The sequence below is a fragment of the Maribacter spongiicola genome, assembly GCF_052119685.1.
Lineage (GTDB): Bacteria > Bacteroidota > Bacteroidia > Flavobacteriales > Flavobacteriaceae > Maribacter > Maribacter spongiicola_A.
Genome location: NZ_JBGQOO010000001.1, coordinates 260,642 through 275,981, shown reverse-complemented (window position 1 = coordinate 275,981; position 15,340 = coordinate 260,642). Strand labels below are relative to the sequence as shown.

General features: G+C 34.3%; 17 protein-coding genes. 13 read left to right on the top strand and 4 right to left on the bottom strand.

Translation table 11 applies throughout. The features are described from left to right. Positions 1-134: 134 nt before the first annotated feature. Both truA and ACEN2N_RS01085 read left to right on the top strand, forming a co-directional pair. Positions 135-884: a tRNA pseudouridine(38-40) synthase TruA gene (gene truA / locus ACEN2N_RS01090; RefSeq protein WP_441822606.1), complete on the top strand. Its 750-nt coding sequence runs from the start codon at positions 135-137 to the stop codon at positions 882-884. Then, positions 877-2,643: an ABC transporter ATP-binding protein gene (locus ACEN2N_RS01085; protein WP_441822605.1), complete on the top strand. Its 1,767-nt coding sequence runs from the start codon at positions 877-879 to the stop codon at positions 2,641-2,643. Before truA ends, ACEN2N_RS01085 begins: the two co-directional genes overlap by 8 nt. Here the strand turns inward: ACEN2N_RS01085 and ACEN2N_RS01080 are convergent, their stop codons facing one another. Genes ACEN2N_RS01080 through folP form a run of 3 tightly spaced genes read right to left on the bottom strand, consistent with a single transcriptional unit; the run spans position 2,644 to position 5,105 of the window. Beyond that, on the bottom strand, positions 2,644-3,441 hold the full coding sequence (locus ACEN2N_RS01080) for a DUF3667 domain-containing protein (protein WP_441822604.1): 798 nt from the start codon (positions 3,439-3,441) through the stop codon (positions 2,644-2,646). Continuing rightward, positions 3,441-4,226, bottom strand: a complete 786-nt coding sequence (locus ACEN2N_RS01075; RefSeq protein WP_133686639.1) for a diadenylate cyclase — start codon at positions 4,224-4,226, stop codon at positions 3,441-3,443. Before ACEN2N_RS01075 ends, ACEN2N_RS01080 begins: the two co-directional genes overlap by 1 nt. A gap of 54 nt (positions 4,227-4,280) precedes the next feature. Continuing rightward, on the bottom strand, positions 4,281-5,105 hold the full coding sequence (gene folP / locus ACEN2N_RS01070; RefSeq protein WP_441822603.1) for a dihydropteroate synthase: 825 nt from the start codon (positions 5,103-5,105) through the stop codon (positions 4,281-4,283). Between the two features lie 103 nt (positions 5,106-5,208). Here folP and ACEN2N_RS01065 point away from each other — a divergent pair, with 103 nt between their 5' ends. Genes ACEN2N_RS01065 through ACEN2N_RS01045 form a run of 5 tightly spaced genes read left to right on the top strand, consistent with a single transcriptional unit; the run spans position 5,209 to position 8,796 of the window. After that, complete coding sequence (locus ACEN2N_RS01065) at positions 5,209-5,754, top strand: DUF1599 domain-containing protein (RefSeq protein WP_441822602.1); 546 nt, start codon at positions 5,209-5,211, stop codon at positions 5,752-5,754. 8 nt (positions 5,755-5,762) lie between these two features. Continuing rightward, positions 5,763-6,860, top strand: coding sequence for a BT_3928 family protein (locus ACEN2N_RS01060; protein ID WP_441822601.1), 1,098 nt, complete (start codon positions 5,763-5,765; stop codon positions 6,858-6,860). Between the two features lie 39 nt (positions 6,861-6,899). Then, on the top strand, positions 6,900-7,649 hold the full coding sequence (gene tpiA / locus ACEN2N_RS01055) for a triose-phosphate isomerase (RefSeq protein ID WP_441822600.1): 750 nt from the start codon (positions 6,900-6,902) through the stop codon (positions 7,647-7,649). A 14-nt stretch (positions 7,650-7,663) separates the two neighbouring features. Beyond that, positions 7,664-8,500: a 50S ribosomal protein L11 methyltransferase gene (gene prmA / locus ACEN2N_RS01050; protein WP_441822599.1), complete on the top strand. Its 837-nt coding sequence runs from the start codon at positions 7,664-7,666 to the stop codon at positions 8,498-8,500. A 20-nt stretch (positions 8,501-8,520) separates the two neighbouring features. Next, a complete protein-coding gene (locus ACEN2N_RS01045; RefSeq protein ID WP_441823121.1) occupies positions 8,521-8,796 on the top strand; it encodes an ATP-dependent Clp protease adaptor ClpS in 276 nt (91 codons plus the stop codon). Between the two features lie 129 nt (positions 8,797-8,925). Here ACEN2N_RS01045 and ACEN2N_RS01040 read toward each other — a convergent pair whose 3' ends face one another. Beyond that, positions 8,926-9,147: a hypothetical protein gene (locus ACEN2N_RS01040; protein ID WP_441822598.1), complete on the bottom strand. Its 222-nt coding sequence runs from the start codon at positions 9,145-9,147 to the stop codon at positions 8,926-8,928. A 356-nt stretch (positions 9,148-9,503) separates the two neighbouring features. Between ACEN2N_RS01040 and kduI the strand changes: the two genes are divergently transcribed. Genes kduI through ACEN2N_RS01010 form a run of 6 tightly spaced genes read left to right on the top strand, consistent with a single transcriptional unit; the run spans position 9,504 to position 15,327 of the window. Then, positions 9,504-10,340, top strand: a complete 837-nt coding sequence (kduI, locus tag ACEN2N_RS01035) for a 5-dehydro-4-deoxy-D-glucuronate isomerase (protein ID WP_441822597.1) — start codon at positions 9,504-9,506, stop codon at positions 10,338-10,340. A gap of 5 nt (positions 10,341-10,345) precedes the next feature. Beyond that, entirely contained in the window at positions 10,346-11,131 is a 786-nt protein-coding gene (locus ACEN2N_RS01030; protein WP_441822596.1) for a gluconate 5-dehydrogenase, read from the top strand. Continuing rightward, positions 11,131-12,549: a glucuronate isomerase gene (gene uxaC / locus ACEN2N_RS01025; RefSeq protein WP_441822595.1), complete on the top strand. Its 1,419-nt coding sequence runs from the start codon at positions 11,131-11,133 to the stop codon at positions 12,547-12,549. Before ACEN2N_RS01030 ends, uxaC begins: the two co-directional genes overlap by 1 nt. A 41-nt stretch (positions 12,550-12,590) precedes the next feature. Further along, positions 12,591-13,568, top strand: coding sequence for a TRAP transporter substrate-binding protein (locus ACEN2N_RS01020; RefSeq protein ID WP_441822594.1), 978 nt, complete (start codon positions 12,591-12,593; stop codon positions 13,566-13,568). Positions 13,569-13,573: 5 nt separating this feature from the next. Continuing rightward, complete coding sequence (locus ACEN2N_RS01015; protein WP_441822593.1) at positions 13,574-14,032, top strand: TRAP transporter small permease; 459 nt, start codon at positions 13,574-13,576, stop codon at positions 14,030-14,032. After that, positions 14,032-15,327, top strand: a complete 1,296-nt coding sequence (locus ACEN2N_RS01010) for a TRAP transporter large permease (RefSeq protein ID WP_441823120.1) — start codon at positions 14,032-14,034, stop codon at positions 15,325-15,327. The genes ACEN2N_RS01015 and ACEN2N_RS01010 overlap by 1 nt, the downstream gene beginning before the upstream one ends. The last annotated feature ends 13 nt before the right edge of the window (positions 15,328-15,340 follow it).

Below are 15,340 nucleotides of genomic sequence, written 5' to 3'. Positions count from 1 at the left end.
TTTAGATTTCAATTTGATTGGGAAAATAGATTCATTTTATCGAGCAACTGATATTCTTAGTTGACTTTGCTATATCGAATGTTAAAACGTATCCTTTTTAATACCTTTGTCAAGTACAAAACTAGCACATACTTTTGAGATTCTTTATTCAATTTTCATACTTCGGTAAAGCTTATCATGGCTGGCAAAATCAGCCTAATGCCATTACCGTTCAAGAAGTATTAGAGAACGGCATGTCTAAACTTTTGAATTCGCCTGTTTCTCTTATGGGTGCCGGTCGAACAGATACCGGTGTTCATGCCAAAGAAATGTACGCGCATTTCGATATTGACAGCTTGAATAATATACCTGAATATATTTTTAGGCTAAATTCTTTCTTGCCAAATGATATTGCGGTTGATCGAATTTTTGAAGTAGAAGATGATGCACATGCACGTTTTCATGCCACCGCAAGAACTTATGAATATCATATCGATAAAAAGAAAGACCCATTTTCTACAGATTTGGCTCATTTTGTAAAGAAAGAGCTAGACATTGAACAAATGAATAATGGCGCTGCATTGTTGTTGGGTAAAAAGGATTTTGAATGTTTTTCAAAGTCAAATACAGATGTGTACACTAATATTTGCGACCTAAGAGAGGCAAAATGGGAGCTAAAAAATGATAAACTTGTTTTCACGATTACAGCAGACCGATTTCTGCGTAATATGGTTAGGGCCATTGTCGGAACATTAATTAATGTGGGATTGGGTAGATACCCTGCAGACTATGTTAATACCATATTAAAAAGCAAGGATAGAACAAAAGCAGGCGTTTCTGTTCCTGCAAAAGGATTATATTTGACCTCTATTGTTTACCCCAATACTATTTTAAAGAATGGATAAGGATTCTGGCAAAGCATTTGACACTCGTCTTTTTAAACGCTTACTCGCCTATACAAAACCGTACAAAATCACTTTTTATGGCGTTGCTTTGGCTGCCATATTATTGTCTTGTTTTGCGATTCTTACTCCCCTAATTGTCAAGAAAATTATTGATGAAGCCATAAAAGAAAGCAATGCAGAAATGTTGCTTAACTTAACCATTGCTATGTTGGTGGTGTTACTTGGTCAAGTAATTTGTCAATTGGCTTTTAATTATTATGCAAACTGGTTAGGCGAATCTGTTATTAAAGATATTCGTATAAGTCTCTTCAAGAAAATGCTTTCTTTTAGAATGAAGTATTTCGATAATTCATCATTGGGCGTGTTGGTAACGAGAGCCGTTGCAGATATGCAGCGAATAGGTGAGATATTCAGTCAAGGATTTTTCGTTATTGTGGCAGATTTGCTGAAAATGGTAGTTGCTGCTGTTGTTATGTTATTTATAAATTGGAAACTCGCTTTAATTGTTTTTGCGCTGTTACCAATAATTATGTATGCTACAAGATGGTTTCAAAAAGCTATGAAAGTGGCTTTTACAGAAGTTAGGGCAGAGGTTTCTAACCTGAATTCATTTGTACAAGAGCGTATTACGGGTATGAAAATAGTACAACTATTTACTCGAGAAAAAATAGAAAGCGAAAAGTTTAGAGAAATTAACGAAAAGCATAAAAAAGCCTGGTTGAAAACAGTTTGGTATAACTCCATTTTCTTCCCGATTGCTGAAATTGTTTCTTCACTTACCGTAGGATTAATTGTTTGGTATGGCGGATTGCAAAATGTTGCTAATATATCTACAGATATAGCAGGTACAATTTTCGCTTTTATTATGTTAATCGATTTGCTTTTTAGACCACTTCGTCAAATTGCCGATAAATTTAATACCCTACAAATGGGGATGGTTGCCGCTAATAGAGTTTTTAAAATTTTAGATACCGATAGCCACATACAAAATGTAGGTTCTTTTGAGAAAGATGTGGTTAATGGCGATATCAAATTTGATGATGTTCATTTTGGGTACTTAGAAGATGAAGAGGTTTTACACGGAATTTCATTTGATGTAAAAGCAGGGGAAACAGTTGCTATTGTTGGCGCTACTGGTGCAGGTAAGAGTACGATTATAAATCTGTTGAATAGGTTTTACGAGATTAATTCTGGTGCTATCTTGGTTGATGGCGTAGATATTAAAGAGTACAATTTATCATCATTACGCACGCACATTGCCGTGGTGTTGCAAGATGTTTTTTTGTTTGCCGATACGATTGCCAATAATATTTCTCTAAAAAACCCTGCGATAAGTGTTTCTGATATTGAGAATGCAGCTAAAGCTATTGGTGTAGACGAGTTTATAACGAGTTTGCCAGGCGGTTATCAGTATAATGTAAAAGAGAGAGGTACCATGCTTTCTAGTGGTCAGCGTCAATTAATTGCATTTTTACGGGCTTATGTCAGTAATCCTAGCATTTTAATTTTGGATGAAGCTACATCGTCGGTAGATACCTATTCTGAGCAGTTAATTCAGTCTGCTACCGATAAAATTACGCAAGGGAGAACTTCTATAGTTATTGCCCACCGTTTAGCTACTATTAAAAAAGCTGATAAAATTATTGTGATGGATGCAGGTAATATCGTAGAAACCGGTACGCACAAACAACTACTTAAAAAAGGTGGTTACTACAGCAATTTATATGAGGCTCAATTCTTATCTGAGGAGGTTGCTTAATTACGGTACCATTTTTTGAAATGTGTCAGTAAAAAAAGCTAAATAAATTCCTATACCAATTGTGATAATCGTAAATAAGGTGCCTATTAAAATTAGAAGTAGAAATAGTTTTAATATAGTTTGTTTTATAGTCAGATTAAAAAGTTTGTAAAATACCCAAGTGAAAAATATAATTTGGAAAATCATATTTCCAAAAGTTACATAATAAAGGATTTTAGAATTCCAAACAGTCAACAAGTATAAAGTGTTGATGAGAATCGACATTTGTGAGTATGCATAAATATTAATCACAAAATGCTCACTTAAATTAAACTGTTTTTTATTGATGAAAACAAGTCTTGAAATTAAAGTAATAAAAGGTAGCATGGCTATGTAAAAAATACTCTGGTATTTAAAGATGTAGGTGTTTATTTTTTTTTGAGAATCTTGTGCAAATTTATCTGCCTCACTAATTGTATCTCCGCTTTTATATAGGAAATCGAAATCTAGAGCATTAGGAAAAAACTCTGTGTATACATAAACAAATAACCCGCCAAGGGTAATGGCAATGGTGAAATAACTAATGGGGTTTAAATACTTCTTTCTAACACCATTAATATAGCCACCAATTACTTCCTCTGGTTTTGTAAACAGATGTTTAAAGGTGATAAGAAAGGTGTTGTCTATATTGAAAAATCGTTCGGTGGCATCATACCAAAGATTCTTTACGGTTAGTCTATTGCGAATTACCTTAGCTCCACAATCGGGACAATAGCTGAAATCGGTTCTTAGGTTGGTATGACAATTTTTACATTCCACTATATTAAATCTTGTTTAAGCATATTTCCCAATTGGGTAATGGAATCGTAAAGAACAAATTCTCCGTTTTTAATATAAGATATCAATCCTGTTTCTTCACTTACTACGATGCTTAGGGCGTCGGTCTTTTCACTTATTCCTACTGCAGCTCTATGTCGTAATCCGAAGCGCAGCGGTATATTACGCTCGTTAGAAACTGGTAAAATTACTCTCGTAGCAACAATATAATTTCCAACGATAACAGCAGCACCATCATGAAGTGTACTGTTTTTGTAAAAAATACTTTCAAGAATAGGTTGGTTAATTTCAATATTCATTCGGTCGCCCGTGCTCTTTATAAAATCTAAGGAGTTGCTGCGCTCGATAACCAAAATAGCTCCTGTTTTGGTGCTCGCCATTTTCTCGCATGCTTTTAATATGGCATCAACATCTGTATCAGTAGATAGACCTTCTTGTTTTAAGAATTTAAAATGCTTTACAAAGTTTCTCTTATTTGCGAAATTTGTAGAGCCGATCATTAAAAGGAATTTTCTGATCTCTTGTTGAAAAACTATAATTAGGGCAATAAGTCCGACTTGCATAAATGCACCGACCATACTGCTAATCATTTGCATGTCTAGCAATTCGGTCAATTTCCAAAAAGCCCAGACAATAACAATCCCTATAAAAATATTGATTGCCACCGATCCTCTAACTAATTTGTAGATATAGTATAGAAGTACGGCAACAAATATGATGTCTAAAACATCTGTTATCTTAAAGTCAATAAAATTTAAAAAATCCAATCAGTACCGTTTTAGTAAAATTAAGAAAATTGATAACAACAAATAGATATAAACTTAGGCATTTAATTGTTCATAGAGTTTTACACATTCCATCGCTTCTTTTACGTCATGTACTCTAAGAATTTTAGTGCCTTTTTGTAAGCAGACCATATGTAATGCCGTTGTGCCGTTTAATGCTAGATCGGCAGTTATGTCTAAAGTTTTATAAATCATCGATTTTCTGCTGATGCCTGCCAACAATGGGTGTTCAATGATTTTCATTACTTCCATATGGTTTAAGAGCTCGTAGTTTTGGTGCAAATTTTTAGCAAATCCAAAACCTGGGTCAATGATAATATCTTTTATTCCTAATGCCTTAGCTGTAACTAATCTTTCAGAAAAAAATGAAAGAACTTCTTTTACAACATCTTCATAATCTGTTTTTTGCTGCATGTTTTGTGGCGTGCCGCGCATATGCATCATAATATATGGTACATGTAATTTGGCAACGGTGGGTAACATATTGCTATCCTGCAATCCCGCAGAAATATCATTAATTATGGCAGCGCCATTTTCAATACATTCTTTAGCGACGTTACTTCTAAACGTATCTATAGAAAGTATGGCATCTGAAAAATTCTTAAGAATTAAACTCACAATTGGTACTATCCGTTTTAACTCGGTAGCCTCATCAACTTCTAATGCACCTGGTCTTGAACTATAAGCGCCAATGTCAATAAAACTAGCACCTTCGTTCAGCATTTTTTCAACCTGATTTAGAATACTCTTTTCGTCTTTGTATTTTCCGCCATCGAAAAAGGAATCAGGAGTAACGTTCAAAATACCCATTACTTTGGGCTGATCTAATGATAAAAGTTTACCGTTGCAATTTATCGTCATTATCAATTTTTAATAGGAATTTGTGGCATTTCCCAAGTTTAAACCGTCAATCTTGATGGTTACAATTTTTTAAGCGAAATTTACACAAATTAGATAGAATTACATGCTAGATACGGCAAAGGAATACGATGAGGTTATTGAGGTTTGTTTAAATCTGTACCAGAAAAAAATGACAGATTACGGTAGTGCATGGCGAATTTTAAGATTGCCATCGCTAACAGATCAAATTTTTATTAAGGCACAACGCATACGTAGTCTTCAAGAGAACGATGTTCGTAAGGTTGATGAAGGTGAGCGTTCAGAGTTTATTGGGATTATAAACTATTCGGTAATGGCATTAATTCAATTAGAACTTGGTGTTGCTGAGCAGCCCGATTTGAACACCGAAAAAGCCGTAGAATTATATACAAAGCATATTAAAATTACCAAAGAATTGATGTTGAACAAGAATCATGATTATGGTGAAGCTTGGCGAGATATGAGGGTAAGTTCTCTTACAGATTTAATTTTACAGAAATTACTACGAGTAAAACAGATAGAAGATAATAAAGGTAAAACTTTGGTAAGCGAAGGTATAGATGCCAATTATCAAGACATGATTAATTATGCTGTTTTTGCATTGATACATTTAGGTTCAGAATCAAAATAAGAATAAGAATGAAGTATTTAGTAGGTGTAGTAAGAATTTTTGTTGGTATACTTTTTATTATAAGCGGATTTATAAAACTGAACGACCCTGTTGGTTTTTCTTTTAAGTTAGAAGAATATTTTAGTCAAGGTGTGTTAGATCTGCCTTTTCTAACTCCTTTTGCATTGGTAATTTCAATTTTAGTGGTTATCGTTGAGGTCATGGTTGGTGTTATGCTAATACTGGGCTACAAACGAAAATTTACTATATGGACGCTGATTGCCATGATCGTGTTCTTCACATTTCTAACCTTTTATTCTGCTTACTTCAATAAAGTAACCGATTGTGGTTGTTTTGGTGATGCGATAAAGCTGACACCTTGGGAGTCTTTTACGAAAGATGTAGTGCTGTTAGTGCTGATATTAATCATATATGCCGGTAGAAAATATATTACACCGTTAGTAAATTCAAAAGTCTTGACGACAGTTTTAGCAACATCATTTTTGGCTTGTGTTGGTTACGTGTATTACGTATTAAATCACTTGCCAGTAATAGATTTTAGACCTTATGAAATAGGTAAGAACATCGAAGATGGTATGAGTACACCAGATGATGCGCCTAAAGCTGTTTTCGAATACAGATGGAAGTTCAATGTCAACGGTAACGAAGAAATTCATATTAGTAATGGAGATTACCCAACTGTAGACGGAGAGTTTATAGATGTTGAAACAGCAGAGATTCAGGCTGGCTATGAACCACCAGTTCATGATTTTACTATAGAGCAGGAAGGAGAGGACTTCGCTGCCTCTTTATTACAAGAACCAAAATTGGTTATGGTAATAGCCTATGATTTAAGAAAAACGAATTTAGAAGAGTTCAAGAATATTAAAACAGTATCCGACAAGGCCATAAAAGCCGGATATAAAGTAATAGGTATGTCAGCCTCTGGGCCAGATCAAACTGATGCTTTAGTAAAAGAGTACAACCTAGGTTTTGATTTTTACTTTACAGATGAGACAACACTTAAGACTATTGTAAGATCAAACCCCGGAGTTTTGGTTTTAGAAAAAGGAACTATAAAACAAAAAGTGCATTACAACGATTTAGAAGATTTAATCTTCAATTAAGATATTAAACTGAAATAGTATAATTAGAAATAAAACAACATGAGAGCAAAGATAGTAGCAGGTAACTGGAAAATGAACAAGAATTTGGAGGAAACTGAAACGCTTTTGGCAGAGTTGGCGGCAAAATTGCCAGATACGAATGCAGAGGTTATGGTTGCACCAACATATGTAAACTTGGCTAGTGCCGTACGTGCTTTAGAAAGTTCTAAAATTGAAGTTATTGCACAGAACATGCATTATGCAGAAAGTGGTGCTTTTACGGGTGAGATATCTGCAGATATGTTGTTGAATATTGGTATTGATACCGCAATTATCGGGCACTCAGAAAGAAGAGCTTATTTTGGTGAAGGCGATGAAATACTTTCAAAGAAAGTTATTACGGCTTTAAATAAAGGCATTCGTGTAATGTTCTGTTTCGGTGAGGAATTAGAAGATCGTAAATCTGGAAACCATTTTAAATTAGTTGAAAGTCAGTTAAAGAATGTGCTTTTTAGTTTAGAGCCAGCTGCTTGGTCGAATATTGTTTTGGCATACGAGCCAGTTTGGGCAATTGGTACGGGTGAAACCGCTTCTCCTGAACAAGCTCAAGAAATGCATGCATTTATTCGTAAAACCATTTCAGAAGCATTTGATGCTACTATAGCTAATAATGTAACTATTCTTTACGGTGGTAGTGTTAAGCCAGGTAATGCAGAAGAGATTTTTTCTAAACCAGATGTTGACGGTGGTTTAATCGGTGGTGCTTCATTAGTAGCTGACGATTTTATTGCGATCATTAAAGCTATTTAAGCGAAGTATTTAAAATGAGCGATACAGTATATATTGAATACCGTTTTACGGTAAAACCTAAAGATCCAGCTTCAGACCTTCTTATTGCAGAATTGGGTGAAGCTGGTTTTGAAAGTTTTGTTGAAGAAGAAGAAGATGTGTTGGCATACATTCAAAAAACTGATTGGTCTGAAGGTATTTTAACGGATCTTCCGATATTAAAGAATCCGAGATATACATTTACCTACGACTATAAAGAGATTGAGCAAGAGAATTGGAATGCTACTTGGGAGCAAAATTTTCAACCTATAATTGTTGATGATATTTGTATGATAAGGGCACCGTTTCATGAGGCTATTGATGTGACCTATGATATTGTCATTGAACCAAAAATGAGTTTTGGTACAGGTCATCATGAGACTACACACATGATGCTACAGCATATTCTTCAATTAGACGTAAAAGGTAAAACTGTTTTAGATATGGGCAGTGGAACAGGGGTTTTAGCAATTCTTGCAGCAATGCGCGGTGGTGCTACTATAGACGCCATCGATATTGATAATTGGTGTTATTTGAATGCCAAAGAGAATGTTGAGCGTAATAACATGGACTTCATTTCTGTTTACGAAGGCGATGTTGCTTTATTAGAGGGTAAGAAGTACGATTTAATTATAGCTAATATAAATAGAAACATTTTATTGGCAGATCTACCTAGTTATGCAAATTCATTGAATTCAGGTGGCACATTATTGTTAAGCGGTTTTTATACAGAAGATTTAGAAATGATTACAGAAAAGTGCACTGAATTAGCGTTAAAATTTGAAAAAAACCTTGAACGTAATAATTGGGTTGCCGCAAAATATGTAAATTAGGCGGTATTAATTGGAATATGATGGGTACAAGAGAAGAATTTTCCGAAGAGCTACTTTTAGAAGAAGAAACGGTTCAGCAAAATGAAATCATTCTATTTAATGATGAGGTCAATACATTCGACCATGTGATACATACGTTAATGTCTGTGTGTGAGCATTCACCAGAACAAGCCGAGCAATGTTCTTTAATTGTACATTACAAAGGTAAGTGTACAGTTAAGACGGGTGAATATGAAGAATTAAAACCACAATGCTCTAAATTGTTGCAAGCAGGATTAAGTGCAGAAATTGTTTAAGTCAAACTCCAATACGTTATAGAAGTTTAAAATATTTGAAATAAAAAAATCCCTTGAGTATATCAAGGGATTTTTTTATTTCAAATAAACTCTTAAAAGAAATCTTAATAAGTCTTACTATTGTCAAGTTTATACTAAAGGTACTCCATTCAAACGTTTTTCAATCTTCTTCTTTTTGACTGTAACTTCTTTCATTACATCCATCAAAGTAGAATCTTTAGTTTCCTTATATATTTCATTAATGCTTAAAATAAGTGCTTTTGCCTCTCTCGACGCTTCTACTCGGTCACTAGTAGACATATTACTCATTTTTCGACCTATAAATTCTTGAGCTTTTTCAAGTAACTCCATGTGCTGCTTTTTTTTCAAAGTTAACATAATATTCAAATTACGCAATTCTTTGTCAATTGTATATGCTTATAGAGCAATTAGATAATAGTATTTATGAACAATTTAACTAAAAGGGTATGTTTAGAGGTTAAATTTTTGGTTCAAATGTAAATTTCAGCTTTTCATATTGTAAAATTTATCCGTTTTGCGAGTTTGTATCATACAATTTGTGTTTAATTCAAGACTTTCTCATTCTAAATTATAAATCAAACAAAAATTATTCAAAAAATTAACCCACATTGTATTTTATATTTAATTTACTTGCTAAATATTTAAAAATACATATATTTGTGTAATCGATTGCATAAAATGATAATATGACAAATTACGAATTTAGATACGCTGCACATCCCGTTGCAAGTAGAGCTTATGGAACAGATGAATTAAGAAAAGAATTCTTAATACCTAAACTTTTTATAAAAAATAGTGTGCAATTAACATATTCTATGTACGACCGATATATAGTAGGTGGAATAATGCCTGTAGATAAATCTGTGAAATTAGAAACAGTAGAATATTTAAAATCAGAAAATTTTCTTGATAGAAGAGAGCTTGGTGTTGTAAATGTTGGTGGAAAAGGAAAAATTACGGTTGATGGTATTGCCTATGAACTTTCTAAAAAAGAAGCATTATATGTAGGTCAAGGTACTAAAGAAGTTATTTTCGAAGCATCATCAGGAGAACAACCATTATTTTACATAAATTCAGCCCCTGCTCATAAAAATTTTCCTACAAAAAAGGTTGGTGCATCTGAAGCTGAAGTTATTCAATTGGGCGATGAGAAATATGCGAATAAAAGAGTTTTAAATAAGCTTATTGTAAATAGTATTGTCGAAACTTGCCAATTGCAAATGGGCTTAACTGAACTATTGCCAGGTAATGTTTGGAATACCATGCCGGCACATACCCATAACAGAAGAATGGAAGCTTATTTTTATTTTGATGTAGAAGAAGGACAAACGGTTTGTCATTTTATGGGAGAACCACAACATACGCGTCATATTTTTATTGAGAATAACCAAGCGGTATTGTCACCCGAGTGGTCTATACATTCTGGTTCTGGAACATGTGCTTATTCATTTGTTTGGGGTATGGCAGGTGAGAATCTTGACTATAGCGACATGGATGTATGTGCGCCTAATGAATTAAGATAGAACTTATGAAATTATTTGATTTAAAAGGGAAGCGTGCGTTAATTACTGGCGGCACTCATGGGTTAGGAATGGCTATGGCAGAAGGATTAGCAAATGCCGGTGCTGAATTAATAATTACAGGAACCACACCTTCTAAAATGGAAGATGGTTTGGCATATTACAAGAGTAAAGGGTATAAGATTACGGGTTATATTTTTGATATTACCGATGATAAGTTGGCTGAAATCAAGGTTGCTGAAATAGTAAGTGATGGTGGAGAAATTGATATTTTGGTTAACAATGCAGGTATTATTAAAAGAGAATTGGCATCAACAATGCCTATTGATGATTTTAGAAGAGTAATCGAAGTTGATTTGGTCGGCGCTTTTATTATGTCGCAATTAGTTGGTAATAGAATGATTAAAAATGGAGGTGGTAAAATCATCAATATTTGTTCTATGATGAGTGAATTGGGCAGAAATAGTGTTTCAGCTTATGCAGCGGCTAAGGGCGGTCTTAAAATGCTTACTCGCAATTTAGCCACCGAATGGGCAAAACATAATATTCAAGTAAATGGTATTGGTCCAGGGTATTTTGCTACTTCGCAAACAGAACCTATTAGGGTCGATGGGCACCCCTTCAATGAATTTATCATTAATAGAACTCCGGCTGCTAGATGGGGTAATCCTGAAGATCTTGCTGGTACTGCGGTTTTTTTAGCATCAAAGTCAAGCGATTTTGTAAATGGGCAAATTATATATGTAGATGGTGGAATTTTAGCTACCATAGGTAAACCTTCAAATGAAAATTAATGAATAGTAGTTTTAACCGTAACAAGACTTTTATCAAAGACGATTTTCTTTTGGAAAATAAGTTTTCTGAAATATTATTTCATGATTATGCATCAAAAATGCCAATCATAGATTACCATTGTCATCTACCACCTAATGAAATAGCAAATAATCGTAAGTTCGAAAATCTTACTAAAATATGGAATGATGGCGACCATTATAAATGGCGTGCTATGCGAACTTTTGGTGTCGATGAAAAATATATTACGGGTAATGCTCCTGATAAAGAAAAGTTTGCACAATGGGGTAAAACGGTTCCGTATACCCTAAGAAATCCCTTATATCATTGGACGCATTTAGAATTGCAACGCTATTTCGATATTGACTTATTGTTAAACGCCGATACAGCAAATGAAATTTACGATGAGGCAACTTCAAAATTGCAAACCCCAGACTATAGCTGTCGTAATATTATAAATAAGATGAATGTGGAGGTTATTTGTACCACAGAAGATCCTATCGATAGTTTAGATAATCATATTAAAATAAAAAATAGTGATTTTAATGTGAAGGTTAGTACAGCTTTTAGACCAGATAAGTCCATCTTAATTTCAACAGATACTTATTTAGAGTATTTAGAAAAACTTTCAGTTGTTAGTAAGGTAAACATCGATTCTTACAAGTCTTTATGTGATGCGCTTTCTGTACGCTTGGACTATTTTGCTGAAAATGGATGTACACTATCCGATCATGGTTTAAGCTATGTTCCGTTTAGAACATTTACTGATGCTGAAATTGAAAATATTTTCCAAAAAAGAACAGAGAGAAAGCTATTGTCTTTAGAGGAAGATGAAAAATTCCAAACTGCAATCTTATTATTTTTATGTGAACAATACCATTCCCGAGGATGGATACAACAATTTCATTTAGGTGCATTACGAAATAATAATGCCAGAATGACACGTATATTAGGTCCTGATACAGGTTGGGATTCTATAGGGGATTATTCTCAAGCAAGAACACTATCAAGTTTTTTAAATGCGTTAGATTCTAAAGACAAACTTACCAAGACCATATTATATAATCTTAACCCGGCAGATAACGAAGTCTTGGCTACCATGATCGGTAACTATAACGATGGTAAGGTAAAAGGCAAAATGCAGTTTGGTTCTGGTTGGTGGTTTATGGATCAAAAAGATGGCATGACCAGACAGTTGAATGCACTTTCTAATATGGGATTAATTAGTTGTTTTATAGGAATGCTAACTGATTCTCGAAGCTTTTTATCTTTTCCCAGACATGAATATTTTAGAAGAATTGTTTGTAATCTTTTTGGTCAAGAAATGCAACGTGGCGAATTGCCACAAGATTTTGAATTGGTAGGTAAAATCATTCAAGATATAAGCTATAATAATGCAAAAGAGTATTTTAAGTTTTAACTAATAATCTTCGGTATTTAATAGCCGGGCAAAACAATACTATGAAAAGTATAAAAATACTAACTCTCTTTATCTTAGTTGTAACCTTTTTAGGTTGTGAAATTCAGACTAAAACTAAGACATTGCGGTTGGGTCATGGCTTAGACGTTAGTCATTCGGTACATAAGGCAATGATCAAGATGGGTGAAGATTTGCTTGAGCGCTCTGGTGGTAAGCTTAAACTTGAAATTTATCCCAGTCAACAATTAGGTACTGAACGAGAGTGTTTAGAACTTTTGCAGATTGGTAGTTTAGATATGACAAAGGTATCTGTAGGTGTGTTAGAAAATTTTGCGCCAAAGATGAAAGTATTAGGGCTGCCTTTCCTATTTCGAGATCGTCAACATTCATTCAATGTTCTTGACGGACCAATTGGTGAAATGCTGTTGAATGAAGGTGAAAAATATTGGTTAAAAGGTTTGGGTTATTACGATGCAGGTAGCAGAAGTTTTTATACCATGAACAAGCCAATTGAAAAACCAGATGATTTAATCGGTGAAAAAATACGGGTTATGGAAAGTGCAACTGCCGTAAACATGGTAAAGGCATTGGGAGGCTCGCCAACACCTATTTCTTGGGGAGAATTGTATACTTCGTTGCAGCAAGGGGTTGTAGATGGCGCAGAAAATAATCCGCCAAGTTTTTACTTATCGAGACATTACGAAGTTTGTAAATATTATTCTTTAGATGAACATACCGTATTACCCGATGTTTTGTTGATTGGTACTTATGTATTTGATAAGCTAAACGAACAAGAACAAAAATGGCTTAATGAATCGGTAAAAGAATCTGTAAAATACCAGCGTATTCTTTGGGCAGAGGCAGAGGCAGAGGCGTTACGAGAAGTTCAAAAAGCTGGAGTTAAAATTATAAGACCTGATAAATCTCTTTTTGTAGAAAAAGTAAAAAGTATTTTCGAAGGTTATAAAGAGGATAAAGAAATGTATTCGCTTATCAAAGAAATTCAAGAAACCAACTAATTACTATGCGAAATAAAATAGATGCCTTTCTAGGTAAAACATTGGTACTTATTATGTCTATAATGGTCATAAATGTATTATGGCAAGTTTTTACACGATATGTAACGGGAAATCCAAGTTCTTTTACCGATGAGCTAGCACGTTATCTAATGATATGGATCGGTGTACTTGGAGCCGCTTATGTTTCAGGTCGAAATTTACACGTTGCAATCGATATTTTACCATTGAGGCAGAATAAGAAAACACAGAAAAAATTAAAAATAATGGTAACCATATTGGTTATTCTATTTGTCTTCTTTGCTTTCGTGATCGGTGGTTCAAGATTGGTGTATATCTCTTATGTTTTAGGGCAGCAATCACCCGCGTTGCAACTACCATTAGCAATAGTATATCTTATAATTCCTGTTAGCGGATTGTTGATTATGTATTATAAAATATCTGACTTAAAAAATATCAATTTATGATGGAGCATTTACCGATTCTTGTTTTAGTAATAAGCTTCATTTGTTTATTATCTATAGGTACACCTGTTGCTTGGAGTATTGCCATTTCGTCTTTACTGACCATGCTTGTCAGCATACCGGCAATACCGGCATTCACTACCGTATCGCAGCGTATGGCGACTGGTTTAGATAGTTTTGCGTTATTGGCAATTCCGTTTTTTGTGTTATCGGGGGAACTCATGAATAAGGGCGGTATAGCCCATAGACTCATAGGATTTGCGAAAACACTGGTAGGTTCTTTGCCTGGCGGGTTGGCATTGATAAATGTCATAGCAGCAATGCTTATGGGTGCTATAGCCGGATCGGCAATGGCATCTGCATCGGCTATGGGCAGTATTTTAGGTCCTGAAATGGAAAAAGAAGGCTATTCAAAAGAATTTGGAGCAGCTGTTAATATAACTTCAGCTACAACAGGTCTTATAATTCCCCCAAGTAATGTATTGATTGTTTATTCTTTGGCAAGTGGAGGAGCATCTATAGCAGCTTTATTTTTAGCGGGTTATATACCAGGTATAATGACAGGATTGTTCTTAATGATTGTAGCATCAATTTGGGCAAAGAAGAAAAAATATAAAGTAGGTAAGCGAAGTAGTTTAAAAGAAATATTTAAAACTTTTATTGATGCCCTACCTAGCTTATTTATGTTAGTAGTTGTTATCGGAGGTATCATTACTGGAATTTTTACGGCGACAGAAGCTTCGGCAATTGCCGTACTATATAGTTTAATTTTAGGGTTTATATATAAGGAAATCAATCTAAGTAAATTACCACAGATTTTGTTAGATTCTTCTGCTACAACGGCAATAGTAATGTTATTGATAGGTTCATCTATGTGCATGTCTTGGGCATTATCTTATGAAAATATTCCACAAGATATCAGCACCGGACTTTTAAGTTTAAGTGATAATAAGATTGTCATTCTTCTGATTATCAACTTACTTTTATTATTCGTTGGTATTTTTATGGATATGACACCAGCAGTACTCATATTCACACCTATATTTTTACCTGTTGTTACCAAATTAGGTCTTGATCCCGTTCATTTTGGAATTATAATGGTACTAAATCTTTGTATTGGTCTTTGTACACCGCCGGTAGGATCAGTACTTTTTGTTGGGGTCGGCATAGCTAAAACTACCATAGAAAAAGTGTTTAAGCCTTTGCTGCCATTGTTTCTAGCTATGATTGTAGCCCTATTTTTGGTAACGTATATTCCACAATTAAGTTTATGGCTTCCTAGCCTTTTCGATCTATAAATCACAAATTACT

What these genes read in the sequence shown, in the direction of transcription:
- kduI (WP_441822597.1), top strand. Translation starts at nt 9,504, where the DNA reads ATGACAAATTACGAATTTAGATACGCTGCACATCCCGTTGCAAGTAGA.
- ACEN2N_RS01015 (WP_441822593.1), top strand. Translation starts at nt 13,574, where the DNA reads ATGCGAAATAAAATAGATGCCTTTCTAGGTAAAACATTGGTACTTATT.
- uxaC (WP_441822595.1), top strand. Translation starts at nt 11,131, where the DNA reads ATGAATAGTAGTTTTAACCGTAACAAGACTTTTATCAAAGACGATTTT.
- ACEN2N_RS01010 (WP_441823120.1), top strand. Translation starts at nt 14,032, where the DNA reads ATGGAGCATTTACCGATTCTTGTTTTAGTAATAAGCTTCATTTGTTTA.
- ACEN2N_RS01085 (WP_441822605.1), top strand. Translation starts at nt 877, where the DNA reads ATGGATAAGGATTCTGGCAAAGCATTTGACACTCGTCTTTTTAAACGC.
- tpiA (WP_441822600.1), top strand. Translation starts at nt 6,900, where the DNA reads ATGAGAGCAAAGATAGTAGCAGGTAACTGGAAAATGAACAAGAATTTG.
- prmA (WP_441822599.1), top strand. Translation starts at nt 7,664, where the DNA reads ATGAGCGATACAGTATATATTGAATACCGTTTTACGGTAAAACCTAAA.
- folP (WP_441822603.1), bottom strand. Translation starts at nt 5,105, where the DNA reads ATGACGATAAATTGCAACGGTAAACTTTTATCATTAGATCAGCCCAAA.
- ACEN2N_RS01040 (WP_441822598.1), bottom strand. Translation starts at nt 9,147, where the DNA reads ATGGAGTTACTTGAAAAAGCTCAAGAATTTATAGGTCGAAAAATGAGT.
- ACEN2N_RS01030 (WP_441822596.1), top strand. Translation starts at nt 10,346, where the DNA reads ATGAAATTATTTGATTTAAAAGGGAAGCGTGCGTTAATTACTGGCGGC.
- ACEN2N_RS01020 (WP_441822594.1), top strand. Translation starts at nt 12,591, where the DNA reads ATGAAAAGTATAAAAATACTAACTCTCTTTATCTTAGTTGTAACCTTT.
- ACEN2N_RS01045 (WP_441823121.1), top strand. Translation starts at nt 8,521, where the DNA reads ATGGGTACAAGAGAAGAATTTTCCGAAGAGCTACTTTTAGAAGAAGAA.
- ACEN2N_RS01060 (WP_441822601.1), top strand. Translation starts at nt 5,763, where the DNA reads ATGAAGTATTTAGTAGGTGTAGTAAGAATTTTTGTTGGTATACTTTTT.
- ACEN2N_RS01065 (WP_441822602.1), top strand. Translation starts at nt 5,209, where the DNA reads ATGCTAGATACGGCAAAGGAATACGATGAGGTTATTGAGGTTTGTTTA.